Annotated in this window: 14 protein-coding genes; 5 read left to right on the forward strand and 9 right to left on the reverse strand. The window is 73.0% G+C overall.

Annotated features, from left to right (window positions below):
- Positions 1–1,973 precede the first annotated feature (1,973 nt).
- Positions 1,974–2,927, forward strand: coding sequence for a bifunctional riboflavin kinase/FAD synthetase (locus tag JAO84_RS27045; protein WP_370416879.1), 954 nt, complete (start codon positions 1,974–1,976; stop codon positions 2,925–2,927).
- Positions 2,928–2,998: 71 nt separating this feature from the next.
- On the opposite strand, the gene JAO84_RS27050 is transcribed toward JAO84_RS27045, so the two are convergent.
- Positions 2,999–4,240 (reverse strand): cytochrome P450, encoded by a 1,242-nt coding sequence (locus tag JAO84_RS27050; RefSeq protein WP_370415153.1) that lies wholly within the window; start codon positions 4,238–4,240, stop codon positions 2,999–3,001.
- 189 nt (positions 4,241–4,429) lie between these two features.
- On the opposite strand from JAO84_RS27050, the gene JAO84_RS27055 reads away from it, so the two are divergent.
- On the forward strand, positions 4,430–5,563 hold the full coding sequence (locus JAO84_RS27055; protein ID WP_370415154.1) for a type III polyketide synthase: 1,134 nt from the start codon (positions 4,430–4,432) through the stop codon (positions 5,561–5,563).
- 160 nt (positions 5,564–5,723) lie between these two features.
- Positions 5,724–6,626 carry a hypothetical protein gene (locus JAO84_RS27060; protein ID WP_370415155.1) on the forward strand — a complete coding sequence of 301 codons (903 nt, stop codon included), beginning with the start codon at positions 5,724–5,726 and terminating at the stop codon, positions 6,624–6,626.
- Between the two features lie 106 nt (positions 6,627–6,732).
- On the opposite strand, the gene JAO84_RS27065 is transcribed toward JAO84_RS27060, so the two are convergent.
- The 8 genes from JAO84_RS27065 to eccE form a co-directional block, all read right to left on the reverse strand.
- Entirely contained in the window at positions 6,733–7,749 is a 1,017-nt protein-coding gene (locus JAO84_RS27065) for an oligopeptide/dipeptide ABC transporter ATP-binding protein (protein ID WP_370415156.1), read from the reverse strand.
- On the reverse strand, positions 7,746–8,720 hold the full coding sequence (locus JAO84_RS27070; RefSeq protein ID WP_370415157.1) for an ABC transporter ATP-binding protein: 975 nt from the start codon (positions 8,718–8,720) through the stop codon (positions 7,746–7,748). Before JAO84_RS27070 ends, JAO84_RS27065 begins: the two co-directional genes overlap by 4 nt.
- Entirely contained in the window at positions 8,717–9,619 is a 903-nt protein-coding gene (locus tag JAO84_RS27075; protein ID WP_370415158.1) for an ABC transporter permease, read from the reverse strand. Before JAO84_RS27075 ends, JAO84_RS27070 begins: the two co-directional genes overlap by 4 nt.
- Entirely contained in the window at positions 9,616–10,689 is a 1,074-nt protein-coding gene (locus tag JAO84_RS27080) for an ABC transporter permease (protein WP_370415159.1), read from the reverse strand. Before JAO84_RS27080 ends, JAO84_RS27075 begins: the two co-directional genes overlap by 4 nt.
- A 3-nt stretch (positions 10,690–10,692) precedes the next feature.
- On the reverse strand, positions 10,693–12,558 hold the full coding sequence (locus tag JAO84_RS27085) for an ABC transporter substrate-binding protein (protein ID WP_370416880.1): 1,866 nt from the start codon (positions 12,556–12,558) through the stop codon (positions 10,693–10,695).
- A 206-nt stretch (positions 12,559–12,764) separates the two neighbouring features.
- The gene (locus JAO84_RS27090; protein WP_370415160.1) at positions 12,765–15,590 is read right to left on the reverse strand and encodes an SCO5717 family growth-regulating ATPase; all 2,826 of its coding nucleotides are present in this window, start codon (positions 15,588–15,590) and stop codon (positions 12,765–12,767) included.
- A 226-nt stretch (positions 15,591–15,816) separates the two neighbouring features.
- The gene (locus tag JAO84_RS27095) at positions 15,817–16,641 is read right to left on the reverse strand and encodes a hypothetical protein (protein ID WP_370416881.1); all 825 of its coding nucleotides are present in this window, start codon (positions 16,639–16,641) and stop codon (positions 15,817–15,819) included.
- A gap of 200 nt (positions 16,642–16,841) precedes the next feature.
- Positions 16,842–18,167, reverse strand: coding sequence for a type VII secretion protein EccE (eccE, locus tag JAO84_RS27100; RefSeq protein WP_370415161.1), 1,326 nt, complete (start codon positions 18,165–18,167; stop codon positions 16,842–16,844).
- A gap of 191 nt (positions 18,168–18,358) precedes the next feature.
- On the opposite strand from eccE, the gene eccB reads away from it, so the two are divergent.
- A complete protein-coding gene (eccB, locus tag JAO84_RS27105; protein ID WP_370415162.1) occupies positions 18,359–19,900 on the forward strand; it encodes a type VII secretion protein EccB in 1,542 nt (513 codons plus the stop codon).
- Positions 19,901–19,914: 14 nt separating this feature from the next.
- Positions 19,915–21,177 carry a type VII secretion-associated serine protease mycosin gene (gene mycP / locus JAO84_RS27110; RefSeq protein WP_370415163.1) on the forward strand — a complete coding sequence of 421 codons (1,263 nt, stop codon included), beginning with the start codon at positions 19,915–19,917 and terminating at the stop codon, positions 21,175–21,177.
- The last annotated feature ends 95 nt before the right edge of the window (positions 21,178–21,272 follow it).

Here is a 21,272-nt window from a genome sequence, read left to right on the forward strand (position 1 = left end):
CCGAGGCCGAGGCCGTCGCCGCCCGCCGCCGGCACGACGTGCCCGAGGATGCCATCGCCGAGGCCGACGCCCGCCACCCGCTCGCCCTGCGGCTGCTCGGCGAGGTCCGGGCCGCCGCCCGCGGGGACCTCCCCGGCCGGCCCGGCCGGGACGAGATCTTCGCCGCCCACCTGGACCTGATGTGCCTCAAGATCGCGGTCCGGATCGCCGCCGCGGGACGGCCGGTACTGCGCGGCACCGCAGTGCGCCGGCTGGCCGCCAAGGTCAGCGGCCGGGTCCACGAGGCCGCCCGGCGCTGCCTCGGTCCCGGCCAGGGCGAACTCGACCGGGAGTCCTTCGAGGAGCTGTTCCCCTGGCGCACCGGCTGGGCGTCCGCCGTCCTCACCGAGGCCCTGCTCGTCCCGGCCGGCGTCGGCTACCGCTTCGCCCACGAGGAGCTCGCCGACTGGCTCCAGGGCACCCACCTCGACATCGACCGGGCCCTCGACGCCCTGATCCACCACCCGGCGGCGCTGCCCGTGCCGCGCCACCGGATCGGCCCGGTGCTCCAGTCCCTGCACCACCTCGACCGTGACCACGGGGCCGAGGGCCTGATCCCCCGGCTCACCGCCCTGGTGGAGGCCCTCGCGGAGCCGCGCGAGCCGGAGCCGGGGGAGGGCGACGACCAGGCCGATGAGGGGCGCTGGTGGGCCGCCCGGCTGCTGCGCGGGGCGCTCGCGGCCCCGGCCGACCTCCGCCCGTACCTCCCGGTGCTCCGGACCCTCGCCGACCGGATCGGCGAACGCGGGGTGCTGCCCGGCTTCGGCGCCGGCTACTGGCGGGACCTGCCGGTCGCCGAGGACGAGCGGCTCGACCTGCTGCGCCGGCTCGTCGCCGCCGACCCCGCGCCCGAGGGCCGCTTCCTCGACCTCGCCGCCTCCCGGCTCACCGCCGACCCGCGCGGGGTGCAGCCACTGCTCTGCCGCTGGTTCGGCGACGGGCGGGCGCTGTCCGGGGCGCCCGGTGCCACCGTCGGCACCGCCGCCCAGGCCCTGCTGCACACTCGGCGCGGCCTCGCCGTCGACGACCTGTGCGAGGCCCTGGTCGCCACCGCCCACCCGCTCGCCGAAGGCCTGCTCGCCGCCCTCGCCGAGGACGAACCGGCCGCGCTGTGCCGGGCCGTGGACCGCTGGGCGCACGACGACGGGCGCCCCGAACGGCGGGCGGCGGCAGCGGCGTACGGACAGCTCGTCGCCCGGCACGCCACCGACCCCGCCGACCGGAGCACCCTGCGCTACGCGGCCCTCGCGCTGCTCGCCCGGCCCGGCGACCGGGCCCTGCACGGCGCCGCGCTCGGCCTGCTGCTCCGCGACCCCGAGACCCGCGAACGGTTCCTGCCGCGCGCGCTCGCCGACCCCGTCGTACCCGCCGACGCCCTGGCCGCCGCCCTGCCCAGCCACCCCGAACCCGTCCTCGACGTCCTGCGCGCCCGGCTCCTCGACCCGGGCGGGGCCGGAGCCGCGCCCGTGCTCCGCGCGCTCGCCGCGGTCGACACCCCCCGGCTCGCCCGCCGCGCCGCCGCCCTCGTCGCCGAGTACGCCCACACTTATCCCGAGGGCGCGTCGCTGGTCGCCACCTTCGTCGACCGGCGCCTGGAGCGGGGCCCCGAGGTGCGGTGCGTGCTGCATCCGCTGGTCCTGGGGCTGCTCGCGCTGCCCGCCCAGCGGGCCGCCCTCGCCCCCGTCCTCGCCGCGCCCGGCACCGGCGCCTCCCGCTTCCTGCGCGCCGAACTCCGTGCCGAGCTCGGTGCCGAACTCCGCGTCGTACCACCGGATACGCCCTTGGAAGGTGCCTCCGGGGAGCCTTTCCACGCGCCGCGAGACAAGGCGCACACCATGCCGATGCCGTCGCAGCCGCATGCTCATGGCAGTCTTAGACCTGCGCCAACAGGCGTACACGCGGACATGGGTACAGGCGGACGAGGAGCGGTCACAGTGCAGCGCTGGCGTGGCTTGGAGGACATCCCCCAGGACTGGGGGCGCAGCGTCGTCACCATCGGCTCCTACGACGGAGTGCACCGCGGACACCAGCTGATCATCGGGCGGGCCGTGGAGCGCGCCCGCGAGCTGGGCGTCCCCTCGGTCGTGGTCACCTTCGACCCGCACCCCTCCGAGGTCGTCCGCCCCGGCAGCCACCCGCCGCTGCTCGCCCCGCACCACCGGCGCGCCGAGCTGATGGCCGAGCTCGGCGTGGACGCGGTCCTCGTCCTGCCGTTCACGGCGGAGTTCTCGCAGCTGTCCCCGGCCGACTTCATCGTGAAGGTCCTGGTCGACAAGTTGCACGCGTGCCGCGTCATCGAGGGCCCGAACTTCCGTTTCGGCCACCGCGCCGCCGGGAACGTGGAGTTCCTCGCCGAGCTCGGCGCCACCTACGACTACGAGGTCGAGGTCATCGACCTGCGGGTGAGCGGCGCGGCCGGCGGCGGCGAGCCGTTCTCCTCCACGCTCACCCGGCGGCTCGTCGCCGAGGGCGACATGGCCGGCGCCGCCGAGATCCTGGGCCGGCCGCACCGCGTCGAGGGCATCGTCGTGCGCGGCGCCCAGCGGGGCCGCGAGCTGGGCTTCCCGACCGCCAACGTCGAGACCCTGCCGCACACCGCGATCCCCGCCGACGGCGTCTACGCGGGCTGGCTGACCGCCGCCGGCGAGCGGATGCCCGCCGCGATCTCGGTGGGCACCAACCCGCAGTTCGACGGCACCGAGCGGACCGTGGAGGCGTACGCGATCGACCGCGAGGGCCTCGACCTGTACGGGCTGCACGTGACGGTCGACTTCCTCGCCTACGTACGCGGGATGCTCAAGTTCGACACCCTCGACGACCTGCTCGTGGCCATGGCCGACGACGTGAAGAAGTGCCGGGAGCTCACCGCCGCGTACGACGGACAGTGAGTCCCCGGCAGTGAGTCCCCGGCAGTGAGTCCCCGGCCGTGAGTCCCCGGCCGTGAGTCCCCGGACGGACGTCACCAGGTGACGTACAGCTCCCGCGGGCCGCGGATCAGGCCCTTGGACTGGAACGGCACGTCCTCGGGCCGGCCCGCGAGCCGCAGCTCCGGATAGCGGGTGAGCAGCGTCGACACGATCACCTCGGACTCCATCCGGGTCAGCATCGCGCCCATGCAGTGGTGCGGCCCGTGCCCGAAGGACACGTGACCGGTGCCGGTCCGGTCGAAGTCCACGGTGTGCGGGTCCGCGAACACCGCCGGGTCCCGGTTCGCGGCCAGATACGAGGCGTAGACCGCCTCACCGGCCCGGACCAGCTGCCCGCCGACCTCGACGTCCGCCAGGGCGATCCGGGGCAGGCCCACGCCGTTGCGGTGCGGGATCCAGCGCAGGAGTTCGTCCACCGCCTGCGGGAGCAGCTCCGGCTCGGCCCGCAGCCGCTTCACCAGGTCCGGCCGGGTCAGCAGCAGATAGACCATGTTGGCGCTGTTGTTGCGGACCGCGTGCGCGCCGCTGATGAGGATCGCCATCGCGAGCGACACGGCCTCGTCGGCGTCGACATGGCCCTCGGCGAGGGACTCCGCGAGCACCCCGGCCAGGTCGTCGGACGGCTCGGCCGCGCGCCGGTCGAGCAGCCGGGTGATGTACGCGTGGATCTGCGCCTTGGCCGCCTTGCTGCCCTCCGGGCCGGGGCCCGAGGAAAGGATCAGGTCCGGCCAGGAGGCCAGCTCGGCGCGGTCCTCCTCGGGGATGCCGAGCAGATCGCACACCACCGACATCGGCAGCGGCCCGTGCAGGTGCTTCATCAGGTCGGCGGGGCGGCCGGCCGCCTCCATGGCGTCCAGGAGCCGGTCGGCGGTCGCCTGCGCGAGGGGCCGCAGCCGTTTGGTCGACTGGCCGGTGAAAGCTTTCGTCACCGCCTTGCGCAACTGCGTGTGATACGGCGGATCGGCGTAGTTCAGGGCGGCCTTCGACGCCACCATGTGGCCGGTCATCTTGGTGACCTGGTGGTCCAGGAGGGCCGTCCGGCTGAACCGCGGGTCCGACGTCACCAGACGGACGTCGTCGTACCGGGTGACCAGCCACGCCTCGTTCTCCGCGGAGAACGGCAGCCGGATCCGGGACACGGGCTCCTCGTGGAGCAGTTCCAGCAGCAGCGGATCGAAGTCGAGGGCGGGGAGGTCCTCCACCGCCCAGGTGCGGACCGGCCGCGGTGCGGCCGTGGGTTGTTCGGGGGCCATGGCCGTGGGTTCGGAGGTCATGGGGGACGGTGTTCCCGGCCGCCCGTGATCACGACACGCCGGACGCCGACAGCCCCCCGTACGGAGCACGCACCTCTCGCGGTGCGGTGACCGTCCGTGACCGGGTGGTCGCGCTCGCGGTTGCGGGCTCGCGACCGCCGGGCGAGTGTGGGCCCAGTTCACGGCGAACGAGACGAAGGAGCGCGTGTCGTGGTGACTCTGTGCAAACCCGCGGTGGCCGTACCCGAGTACGTGATCACGATGGAGGAGACCCTCGACCTCGCCCGCGCACGCCATGCCGACCACCCCCAACTGCCCCTCGCCCTGCGGCTGATCGGGAACACCGGGGTGACGCGCCGGCACATCGTGCAGCCGATCGAGGAAACCCTCAAACACCCCGGATTCGAGGAGCGCAACGCGCTGTACGAGGCCGAGGCGAAGGCCCGCGTCCCCGGGGTCGTCAAGGAGGCGCTGGCCAACGCGAGGCTGACCCCCGCCGACATCGACATGATCGTCTACGTGTCGTGCACGGGCTTCATGATGCCCTCGCTCACCGCCTGGCTGATCAACACGATGGGCTTCCCCAGCCACACCCGGCAGGTGCCCATCGCCCAGCTCGGCTGCGCGGGCGGCGGCGCCGCCGTCAACCGCGCGCACGACTTCTGCACGGCCTACCCGGACGCCAACGTCCTCATCGTGGCCTGCGAGTTCTGCTCGCTCTGCTACCAGCCCACCGACCTCGCCGTCGGCACGCTGCTCTCCAACGGCCTGTTCGGCGACGCCGTCGCCTCCGCCGTGGTCCGCGGCCGCGGCGGCGCCGGCATCCGCCTGGAGCGCAACAACTCCTACCTGGTGCCCGGCACCGAGGACTGGATCGCCTACAGCGTGCGCGCCACCGGCTTCCACTTCCTGCTCGACAAGCGCGTCCCCGGCACCATGGAGCCGCTCGCCCCCGCCCTGCGCGAACTCGCGGGCGAGCACGGCTGGGACGCCGGCGACCTCGACTTCTACATCATCCACGCGGGCGGCCCGCGGATCCTCGACGACCTCAGCCGCTACCTCGAAGTCCCCCCGGAGGACTTCCGGTTCAGCCGGGCCACGCTGACCGAGTACGGCAACATCGCCAGCGCCGTCGTCCTCGACGCGGTGCGCCGGCTCTTCGACGAGGGCGGGCTCGCCGAGGGCGCCCGCGGCATCCTCGCCGGCTTCGGTCCCGGCATCACCGCCGAGATGTGCCTCGGGCGCTGGACCAACGGCGACAGCGCGGCCGAGCCGCGCCTCGACGCGCGGCGGATCGTGGGGTACTCGCCGCGGCACGCGGCGCCGGCGCGCACCGTCGCCTGACGGTGGGGCGGTTGCTGCCTGGGCTGCCGCCCGTCGCGCCTTTCTCTCCGGTTTCGCTTCCAGTGCCAGTTTCGCTTCCGGCACCGGCTTCGCCCCCGGCGCCGGCTTCACCTCCAGCACGACCACTCGCACCAGCACCAGCACCACAGAGGAGATTCGCATGTCCGTCACGCCGCCCTCCTTGGGCAGAGCGGCGCGCGGCCCCGCCGCGTTCGCCGTCCTGCTCGCCGCCGCCACCCTCACCGGCGCGCCCGCCGCTCACGCCGCACAGGCCTCGGCGCGGGTGCCCATGCACCAGTGCTGGGTGAACGGTGTCGCCGCGCCCCCCGGCGACACCGTCAGCGGTACCAACGGCGACGACAACATCTTCTGCGACAGCGACCTGGACGGTGTCACCGTCTCCGGCGGCGCGGGCAACGACAAGATCGAGGTGCGCGGCCTCGTCATCGACTCGGCCGTGCTCGGCGGCGAGGGCGACGACGTCATCCGCACCAAGCACCTGGTGCCGCAGACCTCGTTCAGCATGGTCCGGGGCAACCGCGGCAACGACGTCATCAAGGTCGCCACCGTGCATGGCGACGGCGCCGAACACGGCGCGATCGTCCACGGCGACGACGGCGACGACAAGATCACCACCGGGTCGGTGTTCGGCGCGCCCGGGCAGTTCAACCGGGGCGGCGGCATCGTCACCGGCAACGACGGCAAGGACACCATCACGACCGGGATCATCGACTTCTCCGGGCGGGTCCTGGGCGGCAGTGAGAACGACAAGATCGAGGCCGCCGGGCTCGGGCCCGAGTCCGGCGGGCTCATCCAGGCCGGGCCCGGCGACGACACCATCAGCGGGCACGACGGCGCGCTGCTGATCGTCGGCGAGCACTGGGGGACCGTCGACGCGGGCGTCGGCAAGGACACCTGCACGGTGAAGTCGGTGTCCACGCGGACGTCGATCTCGTCGTGCGAGATCCTGCCGAAGGAGGCGGGCAAGCCGGCGAAGCCGGCCGAGAAGCCTGCGGCGAAGCCGGCGGAGAAGCCTGCCGGGAAGCCTGCGGCGAAGCCGTAGGGGTCGCGTGGGCCGGGCGGGGGGCCGTGTTCTGGACTGCATGATTTACGGCGCGGGGCCGGCCCTTGACGGGTGAACGGCCTTGTTCCGCGCCACAAATCACGCTTTACGTCCCGAACACGGCCCCCCGCCCGTCCCCCGCTTCCGTCCGTGCGCCCGACCAGTGGCAGGCCGCCGCCGCTGCCCCGCCGCTGTCCAGGACCGGCAGGTCCCTCGTACGGCAGCGGTCCGCCACCGCGTCTGCCGCGCCGGATGCGAGGACCTGGCAGCGGGCGTGGAAGCGGCAGCCCGGAGGGATGTGGGTGGGGTCCGGGGGTTCCCCCGTGAGGACGACCGGTGCGTCTGATGACTCGGGGAGGACCGAGAGGAGGGCCTGGGTGTAGGGGTGGTGGGGGGTGGTGAGGACTTTTTCCACGGGGCCGGTCTCCACGATGCGGCCCAGGTACATGACCGCCACCCGGTCCGCGATGTTCCACGCGAGGCCCAGGTCGTGGGTCACCACGAGGGCCGACAGGCCCAGTTCGTCGCGCAGCCGCAGGAGCAGCGCCAGGATCTCGCCCCGTACGGAGGCGTCGAGAGAGGCCACCGGCTCGTCCGCGACGATCAGTTCGGGTTCCAGGACGAGTGCGCCCGCGATGACGACGCGTTGGCGCTGGCCGCCGGACAGCTCGTGGGGATAGCGGAGGAAGAAGCGCTCAGGGGGCCGGAGTCCGGCGCGGGAGAGGGCTTCGGCGACTGCTGTTCGTTCGTCGCCCGTGTATCCGTGGATTCGCAGGCCTTCCGCTACTGCGTCGTACACCGTGTGCCGGGGGTTCAGCGAGCCGCTCGGGTCCTGGAGGACCAGTTGGGCGCGCTTGCGGTACGCCTTGAGCGCCTTGGCCGTGTACGTGAGCGGGGCGCCCGTGAAGCGGACCTCGCCCCCGGTCGGGCGGACCAGGCCGAGCAGTGAGCGGGCCAGCGTGGTCTTGCCGCAGCCGGACTCGCCGACCAGGGCCACGATCTCGCCCGGACGGATGTCCAGGTCCACCCCGTCCACCGCCCGGGCGGCCGGCGCGCCCCGGCGGCCCGGGAAGGCGACGCGCAGGCCCCGGGCCGAGAGGAGGGGTTCCTCCGTGGTGCTCATGCCGTGCCTCCCACGTGTACGCAGGCCGCCCGGCGCCCCGCGCCCGCGTCCCGCAGTTCCTGGTCCTCCGCCGCGCACCGCTCTACGGCCACCGGGCAGCGCGGGCGGAACGCACAGCCGCCCGGCAGGTCCGCCGGGTCCGGCGGGTCGCCCGGCAGGCCGCGCGGGGCGCGCCGGGAGGACGGGTCGCCGATCCGGGGGAACGCCGAGGACAGCGCCTGCCCGTAGGGGTGGGCGGCCGACTCGTACACCGCCTTCGCCGGGCCTTCTTCGACGACTCGGCCCGCGTACATCACGGCGAGCCGGTCGCAGGTGTCGGCGAGCACGGCGAGGTCGTGGCTGATCATCAGCAGGCCGATGTCCTGCTCGGCGACCAGTTGCTCGATCAGGCGCAGGATCTGCGCCTGGATCATCACGTCGAGGGCCGTTGTCGGCTCGTCCGCCACGATGAGGTGGGGGTCGCAGGCCAGCGCCATCGCGATCATCACGCGTTGGCGTTGGCCGCCGGAGAGTTCGTGCGGATACGCCGCTGCGCGGGCGGCCGGGAGGCCTACCTGCTCCAGGAGGGTGCTGACGCGTCTGCGGGCTGTGGTGGGGGTGGAGCGGCCGTGCACGAGCAAGGGTTCCGCGATCTGGTCGCCGATCCGGCGCACCGCGTTCAGCGAGTGCATCGCGCCCTGGAAGACGATCGACGCGCCCGCCCAGCGCACCGCCCGCAGCCGCCCCCACTTCATGGCGAGCACGTCCTCGCCGTCCAGCAGGATCTCGCCGCTGGTGCGGGCCGAGGCGGGCAGGAGGCGCAGGAGTGCGAGCGCCATCGTCGACTTGCCGCAGCCGGACTCGCCGGCGACGCCGAGCTTCTGGCCGGCGGGGAGGGTGAGGTCCACGCCCCGGACCGCCGGGACGGCGGCCGAGCCCGTTCCGTACGTCACGCTGAGGTTGCGGACCTCCAGGAGGTGGTTCGTGCTCAACGGGCCACTCCCAGCTTCGGGTTGAGGACGGACTCGATCGCCCGGCCGCAGAGGGTGAAGGCCAGGGCGACCAGCGCGATGGCGATGCCGGGCGGCGCCAGGTACCACCAGTGGCCGGACGACACCGCGCCCGCCTCGCGTGCGTCCTGGAGCATTCCGCCCCAGGACACGACGGTCGGGTCGCCGAGCCCCAGGAAGGCGAGGGTCGCCTCGGTGAGGATGGCCGTGGAGATGCCGAGCGTGGTCTGCGCGAGGACGAGGGGCATGACGTTCGGCAGGACGTGCCGGGTCATGATGTGGCCGTGTCCGCCGCCCAGGGCCGTCGCGCGTTCGATGTAGGGGCGGGACTCGACCGCGATGGTCTGCGCCCGCACCAGACGGGCCGTGGTCGGCCAGCTGGTCACGCCGATCGCCAGGATCACCGTCCACATCGACCGGGACATCACGGTCGCCAGGACGATCGCCAGGACCAGGGCCGGCATCACCAGGAACCAGTCGGTGATCCGCATGACGACGGTGGAGAACCAGCCGCCGTAGTGGCCCGCGACGATCCCCACCAGGGTGCCGATGGCCACCGAGAGCGCGGCGGCGAGCAGCCCGACGAGGAGCGAGATCCGGGCGCCCCAGATCAGCAGGCCGAGCAGTGACCGGCCGAACTGGTCGGTGCCGAGCGGGAATTCGGCGCTCGGTGACTCCAGGGCGGTGCCGGGGGCGTTCGTGACGGACTGGACGTCCGCGCCGACGAGGAGCGGGGCCGTGAGGGCGATCAGCCCGATCAGGGCGAGGCCGGTCAGGCCCCAGAGGCCGGCCCGGTGGGTGCGGTACTGCCTCCAGAAGCGGGCGAGCGAGCTGCGCCGGCGCTGCCGGGCGAGGGAGGCGGCGGTGGTGTGTGAGGTCATCGGCCCACCCGGGGGTCGAGCAGCGGATAGAGCAGGTCGGCGATCAGGTTCATCACGATCATCGCGCCGGCGAAGACCACGAACAGGCCTTGTACGAGGGGGAGATCGGGCACGCTGAGCGCCTGGTAGAACAGGCCGCCCAGGCCCGGCCAGGAGAACACCGTCTCCACCAGGATCGAACCGGCGGCCACATGGCCGAGGTTGATGAACACCATGGTCACGGTGGGCAGGAGCGCGTTCGGTACGGCGTGGTGGCGGCGTACCGCGTCGTCGCGCAGGCCCTTCGCCCGCGCGGTGGTCAGATAGTCGCTGCCCATCTCGTCCAGGAGCGAGGAGCGCATCACCAGGAGGGTCTGGGCGTAGCCCACGGCCACCAGGGTCAGTACCGGCAGGACCATGTGGTGGGCGACGTCGAGGGCGTACGCGAAGCCGGTCTCGCCGGTGCCGGACTCCATGCCGCCGGTCGGGAACAGGCCTGGGATCGGCCCCATGCCGACCGAGAACACGATGATCAGGAGGAGTCCGAGCCAGAAGGACGGGACCGACCAGAGGGTGAGCGCCACTCCGGTGTTCAGCTTGTCGCCGAGGCTGCCGTGCCGCCACGCGGAGCGGGTGCCCAGCCACAGGCCGAGGGCCGAGTAGAGCACCACGGCCGTGCCGGTGAGCAGCAGCGTCGCCGGGAGCTTCTGCGCGATCAGCTCGCCGACCGGGGCCCGGAACTGGAAGGAGGTGCCGAGGTCGCCGGTGAGCGCCTTGGCGCAGTAGTCGGTGAACTGCTGCCAGAGCGGCAGGTCGAGGCCGAACTGGTGGCGCAGGGTGGCCAGTTGCTCGGCGGTGGTCGGCATGCCGTGGGTCATCGTCTTCACCGGGTCGCCGGGGATGATCCGGAACAGGAAGAAGCTGGTGACGAGGACGGCGAGCAGGGACACGGCCGCGCCGGCGGCCTTGGCCGCCGCGTGCCGGAGGTAGGGGAGGGCGGCGGCGGTACGGGTGCGGGGGGCGCCGCCCTCCGTGGTCCGGGCCGGATCGGCCGGGACCACGGAGGGGGCGGGCGTGCTTGCGCTGGTCACGGGCTACTCGCGGTCGTCGGCGGTGGAGCGGCGGCGCATGCCGAGGAAGACCCCGAGTCCGACGACGACCACGGCGGCCGCGCCGATCCCGATGATCACGCCGGTGTTCGAGCCGTTCGAGGTGTCGGCGGAGGCCGCCTGCGCGGCCGGGGCCGCCGACCACCAGCTCCAGTAGCCGTCCTGGCCCCACAGGTTGCCGGCGGCCTCGGGCATGGTGGTGATGGAGCCGATCTGGTCGGTGCGGTATGCCTCCAGGGCGTTCGGGTACGCGATGACGTTCATGTACCCGGTGTCGTACAGCCGCGACTGCATCTGCTTGACCAGGTCGGAGCGCTTGGCGGCGTCGTACTCGACGGCCTGCTGCGCGTACAGCGCGTCGAACTGCGGGTCGCAGATGAAGTTGTCGGTGGCCCCGGTGTCCTTCGGGGTCGCGGGCAGCGTGCCGCAGGTGTGGATGGAGAGGACGTAGTCCGGGTCCGGGTTGACCGACCAGCCGTCGAAGGCGAGGTCGTAGTCGCCCTTCACCCACGGGTCGGAGACGCTGTCCAGGCAGTCGACCTTGAGCCCGATGCCGAGCTTGCCCCACCACTCCTGGAGGTATTTCGCGGAGGCCTTGTCGTTGGGGTCGGTGGCGTGGCACAGGATGCGGAAGTCGAGCGGCTTGCCGTCCTTGCCGAGCCGCTTGCCCTCGGCGTTCTTCTTGTACCCGGCCGCGTCCAGGACCTGTTCGGCCTTGGCCGGGTCATAGGTCCGCTTCTGGGTGTCGGCCGGCTTCCAGAAGTACGAGCCGAAGCGCGGCGGAATGTAGCCCTCGCCCTCCACGGCGTGGTTCTGGAAGACCTTGTCGACCAGCGTCGTGCGGTCCACGGCGAGGAACAGCGCCTTGCGCACCTCGGGGTCGAGCAGCGCCTTGTTGCCGTTGCCGAAGGTCTTGCCGTCCTTGGCGCGGGCGCCCGGGTTGGTGGCCAGCGCGTAGAAGCGGCGGCCCGGCGCGTCGTTGACCTTGATGTTCTTCTGGGTCTTCAGCGCGGCGGCCTGAGCGGGCGTCAGGTTCGGGACGAAGGACACCTCGCCCTTCTGGAGCGCGGCGACGGCCGCGTCACCGTCCTTGTAGTACTTGAAGACCAGCTCGTCGAACTTCGGCGCCCCGCGCCAGAACTTCTTGTTCGGCTTGAGCTTGATGTACTGGTCGACCTTGAAGTCGGTGATGACGAACGGGCCGTTGCCGACGATCGGGAACTGCTGGTCGTTGTTGAACTTGGAGAAGTCGGAGACCTTCTCCCACACGTGCTTGGGCACGATCGGCACGTCGAGCGCCGTCATCGTCGCCTGCGGCTGCTTCAGCTCTATGACCAGGGTCTGCGGATCGGGCGCAGTGACCTTCTTGAAGTTGGCCGTGAAACTCCCGTTGGCGGTGGCCGCGTTCGGGTCGGTCATCATCTTGTTGAAGGTCCACGCCGCGTCCTCGGCGGTGGCCTGCTGCCCGTCGGACCACATCGAGTCCTTGCGGATCGTGTACGTCCAGGTGAGCTTGTCCGGCGAGGACTTCCACTCGGTCGCCAGGCCCGGGATCGTGTGCGCGTCCTTCGCGTCGTAGTTCGTCAGGTACTCGTACGCGAGGCGGTGGATGCTCGTCGACACCAGCTTCTGGGCCAGGAACGGCGAGAGCGAGTCGACGCTCTGCGAGACGGCGACGGTGAGTGTGGTGCCGCCGGTCTTCCCGTCCTCCGCCTGGGCAGCCTGGGGGACGGCCACGAGCGAGGCGGCGGTGACGCCGGTCGCGAGCAGAAGACGGAGCGGGCGGACCGGACGGAGCGGCCGGAGGGGTCTGCGGGCGGCTGCCTGACGGGGTGGAACCTTCGTGACCATGACCATGGGGCGTGACCTCGCGTCGGGATGCGTGCGTCGGGGGAAGTGCCGTGGATCTTGGGCTGACGATGGATGAAGCGAAGGTGTATCAGCGGTGGTCTGCCGTCGTCAACGATGTCTCAAACACCGTGTGGTCTGCGGGAATGCCGAAAGGCCCCGTACCGGAACACCGGTACGGGGCCTCATTGGTCTACTCCTGTGACGCCCTACTGCTGAGGGGCTGGCGGCGCCTGCGGAGGCTGCTGCGGGGCCTGCTGCGGCCAGTTCGGCGGCGGGACCTGCCCCGGAACCTGTCCGGGCAGCTGCCCCGGGAACTGCCCGGGCGCCTGGCCGGGAACCTGCGCCTGCGGATCGGTGTGCGGCGGGAGCGGCTGCCCCGGCTGCTGCCAGCCCTGCGGCATCGGCGGCTGACCCGGCTGCGCCCCGTACATCTGTCCGGGGGCGGGGGGTCCGCCATACGGCTGACCGGGCTGCTGACCCGGCTGACCCGGTACGGGCGGCTGCTGGGGCGGGTACGCGTACGGCTGGCCGGGGGCGGGCTGCGCCGGCTGCTGGGGTGGGTAGGGATGTCCCGGCTGGCCGGGCTGCCCCGGGTACGGCTGGGGCTGGCCCGGCACCGGCGGGGCCATGTGCGGCGGCATCGCGCCCTGGGCCTCCGCCGTCCACAGGCCCTGCGCCTGCTGCGCCCGTACGAAGTCCTCGGCCACCATCGCGGAGAGGTGGAAGTACGCCTCGCGGGTCTTCGGACGCATCATGTCGAGGTCGACTTCGGCGCCGGCCGCCAGGTGCTCGTCGAACGGCACCACGACCACCCCGCGGCAACGGGTCTGGAAGTGCTGCACGATGTCCTCGACCTTGATCATCTTGCCGGTCTCGCGGACCCCGGAGATGACCGTGATCGAGCGCTGCACCAGCTCCGCGTACCCGTGCGCCGACAGCCAGTCCAGCGTCGTGGAGGCGCTGGAGGCGCCGTCCACCGACGGCGTGGAGATGATGATCAGCTGGTCGGCGAGGTCGAGCACTCCGCGCATCGCGCTGTAGAGCAGACCGGTGCCCGAGTCGGTCAGGATGATCGGGTACTGCTTGCCCAGGACGTCGATCGCCCGCCGGTAGTCCTCGTCGTTGAAGGTCGTCGAGACGGCCGGGTCCACGTCGTTGGCGAGGATCTCCAGACCGGACGGCGCCTGCGAGGTGAACCGGCGGATGTCCATGTACGAGTTGAGGTACGGGATCGCCTGCACCAGGTCGCGGATGGTCGCCCCGGTCTCGCGCCGCACCCGGCGGCCGAGCGTGCCGGCGTCCGGGTTGGCGTCGATCGCCAGGATCTTGTCCTGCCGCTCGGTGGCGAGCGTCGCGCCGAGCGCGGTCGTCGTCGTGGTCTTGCCGACACCGCCCTTGAGCGAGATGACCGCGATCCGGTAGCAGGAGAGGACCGGCGTCCGGATCAACTCCAGCTTCCGCTGCCGCTCCGCCTCCTCCTTCTTTCCGCCCAGCTTGAAGCGGTTGGCGGCGCCGGGGTTCCGGCTCGACTTGGGCTTCTGCTTGTTGTTGCGCAGCAGCCGGTCGGAGGACAGCTCGACGGCCGCGTTGTACCCGAGCGGCGCGCCCGGCACCGACCGCTCCCGCTGGTCGTGCGTCACGGCCGACGGCCACGCGGCCCCGGTACGGGGGTCGATGGCGGGGGAGTCGGGCGCGGGAGCGCCGGGTGTGGGGCCGCCGGGTGCGGGCGGCGGGAAGCCGTAACCCTGCGGGGGCTGGGACGCCTGGGGCTGCTGGGGTGCCTGGGGCTGCGGGGGGACGGGCGGCTGCGGCTGGCCGAACGGGGCCTGAGCCGGGTGCGGGAAGCCGTAGCCCTGAGGCGGCTGCGGGGCCTGGGGCGGCTGGGGTGCCTGCGGAGCCTGCGGCTGCGGAGGGACGGGCGGCTGCGGGAAGCCGTAGCCCTGGGGTGCCTGCGGGGCCTGGGGCTGGGGCGTCTGGGGCTGGGGCTGGCCGGGGTGCGGGAAGCCGTAACCACCCTGCGGCGGTACGGGGGCGGGCCAGGCGTCCGTCGCGGGCGGCAGCGGAGCGGCCGGGGCCTGCGGCACCTGCTGCTCGGCCGGGGCCGCCTGCGCGGGCCACTGCGGCGCGGGCGCCGGCGTCGCCGGCTGGAACGACGGCGGCAGCGGCGGCAGTCCGCTCCCGGGCACCGGCACATCCGGAGCCACGGGCGGCAGCGCGCCGGGCGCGGCGTCCTGAGGAGCGGGGACGGGGGCAGGGGCCGGGGCAGCTGCGGGAGCGGGCGCCTCAGGCTCGGGCTCCGGCGTGGTCTCGGCCTGCGGCTCGGCGGCGGCCGGGGTCTCCGTGGCTTCCGGAGTCTCGTCGGCGCTCTCCGGGCTCTCCGGGCTTTCCGCCGGGGCGGCGGCCTCGGGCTCGGGAGTGGCCTCGGGCTCCTCGGCGGGGGCGTCGGCGGCCGCGGCCTCCGGGGCCTCCGCAGCCTTCGGCGCCTCCTGCGCGGCCGCGATCTCCGCCATCTCGCGCTTCAGCGCGGCGGGGGAGAAGCGCATGGTCGCGCCGCTCTCCAGATCGCCGCCACCGAAGGGTGCGGCGGGGGCAGGGGCGGGCGGGGCTGCGGGGGCCGGTTCCGGCGCGGCGGGGACCACGGGAGCCTCGGCGACAGGCGCCGGGGCCGGGGCGGGGGCAGGAGCCGGAGCCGGCGCCGGAGCAGCGACCGGAGGTGCGACCGGGGCCGGGGCCTCCGGCGCGGGGGCCTGCGGGGGCGTCGGGGTCCAGGTCGACTCGTAGCCGCCGGGCGCGGGAACTCCGGGGGCGGGAACGCCGGGCGCCGGGGCACCGGGCACCGCGACCGGCGCACCGGTCGGCGGCGGAGGCGTCGGCGCCCCGCCGCCCGTACCGCCCGACGCGTTCTGCGTGTACCAGGCCGGCGGGGTGTAGTCGATGGTGAACTCACCCGTCATCTCGGCGGGATCTGCGTCGGACTGATCGTCGACGGGCACGTTCCAACCCCCGTTGATCTCGTCCCGATCGCGGTTCACTTTGCCTCCTGGTGTGGTCGCGCACCCTTGTGCAGTCGTGGGCGGGCACATCCCACCCTAAACGCCAACCCTGCCCGCCGGGCAGGGCCGACGGCCCGCCGCTCCCCGGTGCGCGGACGGGCCGGGTCCCCCAAGTGACCCACGAGTACCGGAGAGTGAGAACCCCGGTCCATGAAACCTGCACAAAAAGGGACAGGTTGGGTGGTGACGTGTGGGCTTCGCCCGGTCAGTCCATCCGGCGGGCGGCGCCCAACAATCCGGTCTCGGCGTCCGTGGCCTGCGTCATCACGAACTGGCGGTCGTTCGGCGTGCACCACAGGGTCACCCCGTCGGCCAGCGTCGACAACGCCTCCCACTCCGCGCGCTGCAGCCCCATGATCCGGCCGATCTGCGCGGCCTCGTCGGGCGAGACCCGCTGCACGCCGACGAGCGAGGACTTCTCCAGGAGCCGCGGCGCCACCGGGCTCAGATAGGGGAGCAGGGTCACCACCGACTGCCACGGCGCGGAGACGACCCGGCCCCGCGGCGGCCGCATGCCGCAGTCGCGGACGACGACCACAGGGCTGCCCGCGGACGCGCCCTGCGGCGGAACCCGGCCCACGTCGTGCAGGGTGATGCAGGGCTGACCGCCGCCCGCCGCCTGGGCGAGCGCCGTCCAGGCGGGTGCGCGACCGGTCTCCACCGCGACCCGGGCGCCGGTCGCCGCCGCCCGCAGCGCGAGCACCTGCGCCGTCCACAGACCGCCGATGAGCGTGACGTCGTACGCACTGGGCCGGTTGATGCCGAGCACCGCAGGCCGGCTCTCGGCGTCCACGCCGATCACCACGCCGTCGTCGCCCACCGGCAGCGCCAGCGCGCCGAGTTGGTCGATCGGTGCGGAATGGCGGTCGCGCCGCGGCCCGATGAGACCGAAGCCGAGCCGCGGCTTGCCGCCGCGTCCCGTACGCCGGGCGGCCCGGCCGCCGCCGCTCGGCCGGGCCCGCCGCGAGGGGGCCGCGCCCGGCACGCCGCCGCTCACGCCCCCGACCGGCCCGCCGGGCCCGGCGCCCATGGGCTGTCCCGCCGGAGCCATCTGCCCGGCCTGGCCGACGGGAGCCGTCTGCCCGGCCTGGCCCACCTGGCTCATCTGCCCGGCAGGGTTCATCTGGCCCGCCTGGCCCGCCTGGCCCATCTGACCGACGTGCCCGCCCTGGCCCACGTACCCGGCCTGGCCCATCGGCCCCTGGCCCGCCGGGTTCCCCGGAGTCGTCATCAGCGCGCACCCCCCAGCGGCAGCGTCGCCAGCATGCCCGGCACCTGCTCGCGGTCGAGCCGCACCAGGCCCGTCTTCACGCCGCGCGCCACGCGCTCCAGTTCGTGCCGGGCCGCGAGGAGTTCCTCGTCGCTGCGCCCGGTGATCCGTACGTGTCCGGTGACCGTCACCTCCTGACGGTCACCCCCGCTCAGCGTCAGACTGAACGTCGTCGCCAGCGCAGGCAGCGAGGTCAGCAGCGCCACCAGTTGCGGCATCGACGCCCCGGCCCCGCTCGCGCCGCCCAACTGGGGCCAGCGCCCCACCCAGTACGTCGTGTGCCGGCGGTCGTCGACCCGCCAGGTGCGCGCGGTCTCCTGGGTGCGCCGGACCTGCGCCTGCCCGCGGCCGGCCTGCGCTATCGCCATCGGGCTCGCGCAGGTCGAGGTGGCGATGGCGGAGGTCAGCTCCTGCTCGGTGAGGACCGTGGCCTTGAAGCCCGCGCCCGCCAGCCGGCTCGCGAGCTGGTCGGCCGCTCGTACGACACACTTCTGCGCGCCCGCCATGCCGCCGCCGCGCGCCTCGACCGCCTCCGGGCACAGCTCCGGGTCCAGCTTCAGCGCGACCCAGGTGATCCGGAGCGCCGGCGAACCCGTCTGCGCCTGCAGCGGGCCGTAGTTGCGGGCCGCCATCGACTGCGCGGGCAGGTGCGGCGCGGGCGCGGGCTGGGTGTGCTGCACGATCTGCGCCGACTCCAGACGGATGCCGTCCACCGACAGCACGTCGCCGATCAGCGCCACCGGCAGCGGGTGCGCGCCCCGGTCCGGGCGCAGCGCCGAGGACTCCGACTCGACCCGTACGACCGCGGTGAGGAAGGTCCCGTCGCCGATCATCCCGATCGGACGCCGGTCACGGTCGCTGTACGCGTAGGTGCGCAGCGCCGGATCGCACTCCACCACCGGGGCGAGCCCCGGCTCCGTGCCCTCCGGCACGGCGAAGGCCGCCGCGCGGCGGGTGCGGGCGCGCAGGGCGAGGAACGTCCCCAGCCACTCCGGCAGCGAGCGCTTGTGCCGGCGCAGCAGCGCGAGCAGCACCAGCAGCGCCGCCACCACGCCCGCGGGCACCAGCATCAGCTTGTCGACGACCGCGGCCACGACCAGGACGGCGGCCGCCACCTCGATCAGTACGAGCTGTTGCAATCGGAACGCCCCGAAGTGTCCGGGGCGCGCCTGGAGGCGCGGAGACACCGAGGGCACAACGGGCGAACCGGGCCCCGTACCCGAGGAGACGGGGGCCGCGGAAGTGGACCCGCCCGCAGCGGACCGTGTCCGCGTCGCGGAAGCCATGATGGAGAATCCCCCTCAATTCGTCCCGATCACCCTGGCCCGCCAGGCCTTTGGCGGCCGGATCACCCTACCCGCCCCACACGCACCGGCGGACAGCAGGCATAGTAGGGGGCCGGTCCGACAGCCGGGGCCCGGGCGCCATGCTCCCCGGACTCCCGAGCGAAGACTGCGCCTGACGGAAACGGGGACTCATGGCATCACGGCGGGACGAGCTCAACGCGTACACCTTTGCGAAGAAGCGCACGGTCGCGGCATTCCTCCAACCCTCTCCCTCGGGTACGGAGGAGGGGGCGCCCAGGCCGCTGCGCGCGGTGCTCCCCGGAGTCATCGTCGGCGCGCTCGTGATGGCCGGCTTCGGCGCCTGGGGCATGTTCAAGCCGACCGCGCCCAAGGGCTGGGACGACCCCGGCAAGAAGGTGATCGTCGGCAAGCAGTCGACCACCCGCTATGTCGTCCTCACCACCGGCAAGGGCAAGGACAAGAAGACCCTGCTCCACCCGGTGCTCAACCTCGCCTCCGCGCGCCTGCTGCTCAACCCGGACGACTTCCAGGTCATCCAGGTCGACGACAAGACGCTCGACGAGGGCAAGCCGCCGCGCGGTCCCATCCTCGGCATCCCGTACGCCCCCGACCGCCTCCCCGGCGCCGACGACGCCGGCACCGCCAAGCGCTGGGCGGTCTGCGAGCAGCCCGGCGGCGGCAACGGCGGCAGCGTCCAGAAGGCCACCTTCCTCTTCGCCAAGCGCGACCTCGGCCGCACGGAGAACGGCAACAAGCTGAAGGCCGGTCAGGTCATGTACGTGAAGGGCCAGAAGGACAGCGCCCAGTACCTGGTCGACCACTCCGGCACCAAGTACCACGTCGCCGAGAACAACCAGAAGCTCACCAACGCGCTGTTCGGCAGCCGGCAGCCGCAGCAGGTCACCGACGACTGGCTGGCCACCCTGAAGACCGGCAGCCCCGTCGACTTCCCGCCGATCCCCGGCACGGTCGGCGCCGACGCCCACGTCCGCGGCGGCCTCACCCCCGAGCAGGACAAGGTCGGCATGGTGCTCCTCGCCCAGACCGGCTCCGGCCCCCAGCACTACGTGGTCCTGGACGGCAAGGTCCAGCCGGTCTCCGAGTTCACCGCCTGGCTGCTCATCCAGTCGCCGCTGACCGACTCCCTCGACATGGCCGGCAAGGCCACCCCCGTCGACCTCCAGTCGCTCACGCCGGACAGCACCGCCTTCGGCGCCCAACTGCGCTGGCCCGAGCGGAAGTCCACCCAGATCAACTCGGTCGGCGGCCCCGGCTCCCGCGACACCGTCTGCTCCGTCCTGGAGAGCGTCGACGCCAAGGGCGGCACCACCCTGTCCACCTGGGCCGGCCCCAAGTACCCCGCCGACATTACGGCCGGCGGCACCAGCACGTACGTCACCCCCGGCACCGGACTGCTCTACACCCAGATCCAGGGCAAGCAGTCCGCCCCCGACGGCTCGCTCTTCCTCGTCACCGACACCGGACTGCGCTACGCCGTCCAGGCCAACGGCGACAGCGACGCCGGCCACTCCGACATCGGCACGGGCAACCAGCAGAAGCCCTCGGACGGGCGCCCGGAGCCGTCGGACGCGCAGAAGCGGCTCGGCTACGAGAAGGTCACGCCCGTGCTCGTACCGATGGAGTGGTCGGAGTTCCTGTCGAAGGGCCCGCGCCTGGACACCAACAGCGCGCGCCAGCCGCAGGGTTCGTGAGGGGGGAGGTACGGGTGACTACCCGGAAGACTGCCGCCCTGCTGGCGGCGACGACCCTGACGGGCGTACTGACCGTCTCTCCGGCGGCTGCCACCACGGCGGAACCGCAACCGCGCCCCTCCCTGGGGGTGGACGGCAGCGGCGAGTGCACGTTCCCGATGAAGAAGCAGATCGAGGGCATCCCCTGGTCGCTCCAGCGGGTGCTGCTCGACGAGCTGTGGCAGGACACCAAGGGCAAGGGCGTCCGCGTCGCGGTCATCGACACCGGCGTCGACGACGTCAACCCGCAACTGAAGCCCGCGGTGGACGCGAAGGCCGGCAAGGACTACCTGAAGCCGGACAAGAAGAACCCGGGCGCGGGCAACGACCAGCGCGGCAAGACCGACGGCACGGTGGACGAGGTGGGCCACGGCACCAAGGTCGCCGGCATCATCGCCGCCCGCCCGCGCAAGGGAACGGGCTTCGTGGGCCTGGCGCCCGAGGCGACGATCATCCCGATCCGCCAGAACGACGAGAAGAACAGCGGCAAGTCGGACACGATGGCCCAGGCCATCGACTACGCGGTCTCCAAGGGCGCCCAGGTCATCAACATCTCCCAGGACACCACCCAGCCGCTCGGCCCCGAGTCCTCGCTGGCGAAGGCGGTGGCCAAGGCGATCGAGAAGAACGTGGTGGTCGTCGCGTCCGCGGGCAACGACGGCATGGACGGCAAACTCAAGAACACCTACCCCGCGGCCTTCCCGGGGGTCCTCGCCGTCGCCTCCTCAGACCGCAACAACGAACGCGCCGCCTTCTCCCAGTCCGGCACCTTCGTCGGCGTCGCGGCCCCGGGCGTCGACATGGTCTCGACGGTCCCCGGCGGCGGCCAGTGCGTCGACAACGGCACCAGCTTCTCCGCCCCGTACGTCGCGGGCGTGGCGACCCTGCTGCGCGCCAAGTACCCGAAGTGGACGGCCGCGCAGATCGCCACCCGGATCGAGCAGACGGCCATCCGCGCGGTCAACGGCCATGACAACCACGTGGGTTGGGGCGTCGTCGACCCGGTCCGCGCCCTCGCCGACGGCCCGGAACCCCCGCTGACCGGCCCGACCCCGGACCCGGGCCCGCCAAAGGCCGAGGCGCCCGAACCGGCCCACATGGCCATGTCGGAGACCCCGCAGGAGCGCTCGGAGCGCCTTGCGACGTACGCGCTGGGCATCGCGGGGGTGCTGGTCGCGGTGGTGGCGGGAACGGCCGTGGTGATCAGGGACGGACGGCGCCGGAAGGTGGCCCGATGAGCCGTCAGATATGCCTTGGACGAGTCGTCGGATGAGTAGGAATACCTAGGGAACCCCTAGGTAGCTTTGCAGTTGGAACTGTCGTACCGAATCGA

This window comes from Streptomyces fradiae (assembly GCF_041270065.1).
Taxonomy (GTDB): Bacteria; Actinomycetota; Actinomycetes; order Streptomycetales; family Streptomycetaceae; genus Streptomyces.

Excerpts from the sequence above, each read along its gene's own strand:
- JAO84_RS27050 (WP_370415153.1), bottom strand. The coding sequence starts at position 4,240 with ATGACCTCCGAACCCACGGCCATGGCCCCCGAACAACCCACGGCCGCA.
- JAO84_RS27060 (WP_370415155.1), top strand. The coding sequence starts at position 5,724 with ATGTCCGTCACGCCGCCCTCCTTGGGCAGAGCGGCGCGCGGCCCCGCC.
- JAO84_RS27065 (WP_370415156.1), bottom strand. The coding sequence starts at position 7,749 with ATGAGCACCACGGAGGAACCCCTCCTCTCGGCCCGGGGCCTGCGCGTC.
- JAO84_RS27075 (WP_370415158.1), bottom strand. The coding sequence starts at position 9,619 with ATGACCTCACACACCACCGCCGCCTCCCTCGCCCGGCAGCGCCGGCGC.
- JAO84_RS27085 (WP_370416880.1), bottom strand. The coding sequence starts at position 12,558 with ATGGTCACGAAGGTTCCACCCCGTCAGGCAGCCGCCCGCAGACCCCTC.
- JAO84_RS27095 (WP_370416881.1), bottom strand. The coding sequence starts at position 16,641 with ATGGGCGCCGGGCCCGGCGGGCCGGTCGGGGGCGTGAGCGGCGGCGTG.
- eccE (WP_370415161.1), bottom strand. The coding sequence starts at position 18,167 with ATGGCTTCCGCGACGCGGACACGGTCCGCTGCGGGCGGGTCCACTTCC.
- eccB (WP_370415162.1), top strand. The coding sequence starts at position 18,359 with ATGGCATCACGGCGGGACGAGCTCAACGCGTACACCTTTGCGAAGAAG.